1 protein-coding gene is annotated in these 913 nt (G+C 67.8%); it reads left to right on the plus strand.

Annotated elements, in window-relative coordinates; all coding sequences use genetic code 11:
* Positions 1 to 11: 11 nt before the first annotated feature.
* Positions 12 to 913: zinc-binding dehydrogenase (locus tag N5K27_RS28915; protein WP_279821026.1), on the plus strand; the 902-nt coding region annotated here is incomplete at its 3' end.

Genomic DNA, 913 nt, shown 5'->3' on the forward strand with positions numbered 1-913 from the left:
AGGAGCAGCCCATGAAGACCAAAGCCGCGATCGCCTGGAAGGCAGGCGCGCCCCTGACCATCGAAGAAGTGGACCTGGAAGGTCCGCGCGCCGGCGAGGTGCTGATCGAAGTCAAGGCCACCGGCATCTGCCACACCGATTACTACACCCTGTCGGGCGCCGACCCCGAGGGCCTGTTCCCGGCCATCCTCGGCCACGAGGGCGCGGGCATCGTGGTCGATGCCGGGCCCGGCGTCTCGACCCTGAAGAAGGGCGACCACGTCATCCCGCTCTACACGCCCGAGTGCCGCCAGTGCAAGTTCTGCCTGTCGCGCAAGACCAACCTGTGCCAGGCCATCCGCACCACCCAGGGCAAGGGCCTGATGCCCGACGGCACCAGCCGCTTCTCGCTGGACGGCAAGCCCATCCACCACTACATGGGCACCTCGACCTTCTCGAACTACATCGTGGTGCCCGAGATCGCCGTGGCCAAGATCCGCGAGGACGCTCCCTTCGACAAGGCCTGCTACATCGGCTGCGGCGTGACCACCGGCGTGGGCGCCGTGGTCTTCAGCGCCAAGGTCGAGGCCGGCGCCAACGTCGTGGTCTTCGGGCTGGGCGGCATCGGCCTGAACGTCATCCAGGGCGCCAGGATGGTGGGCGCCGACAAGATCATCGGCATCGACCTGAATCCCCAGCGCGAGGCCCTGGGCCGCCAGTTCGGCATGACCCACTTCGTCAACCCCAAGGACGTCGCCAACGTCGTCGACCACATCGTCCAGCTCACCGACGGCGGGGCCGACTACAGCTTCGAGTGCATCGGCAACACCACCACCATGCGCCAGGCGCTCGAGTGCTGCCACAAGGGCTGGGGCCAGTCCTTCATCATCGGCGTGGCCGCCGCCGGCGCCGAGATCGCCACCCGGCCCTTCCA

The organism is Pigmentiphaga sp. GD03639 (assembly GCF_029845405.1).
GTDB classification, from domain to species: Bacteria; Pseudomonadota; Gammaproteobacteria; order Burkholderiales; family Burkholderiaceae_B; genus Pigmentiphaga; species Pigmentiphaga daeguensis.